General features: G+C 40.4%; 1 protein-coding gene. It reads left to right on the forward strand.

Features of this window, described 5'->3' with window-relative positions; translation table 11 throughout:
- On the forward strand, window positions 1-241 hold a 241-nt coding region (locus WYK_RS06490; RefSeq protein ID WP_040373735.1), incomplete at its 5' end, for a flavodoxin-dependent (E)-4-hydroxy-3-methylbut-2-enyl-diphosphate synthase.
- Window positions 242-245: the final 4 nt, after the last annotated feature.

Genomic DNA, 245 nt, shown 5'->3' on the forward strand with positions numbered 1-245 from the left:
GATTAAAGCACCAATCAAAGTTTCTGTTCTCGGTTGTGCGGTAAATGGACCTGGTGAAGCACGTGAAGCCGATATAGGTATTGCCGGCGCTCGTGGTGAAGGACTATTATTCCGTAAAGGAAAAATCGTCAGAAAAGTACCAGAAGAAACAATGGTCGAAGAACTGAAAAAAGAAATTGATGCAATCGCTGAAGAATATTATGAAAAACAACGTGCTGAGGCAGCATTACTACAGCAATAAAAAA

Origin of the sequence: Peribacillus psychrosaccharolyticus ATCC 23296 (assembly GCF_000305495.1) — a bacterium.
Lineage (GTDB): Bacteria > Bacillota > Bacilli > Bacillales > DSM-1321 > Peribacillus > Peribacillus psychrosaccharolyticus.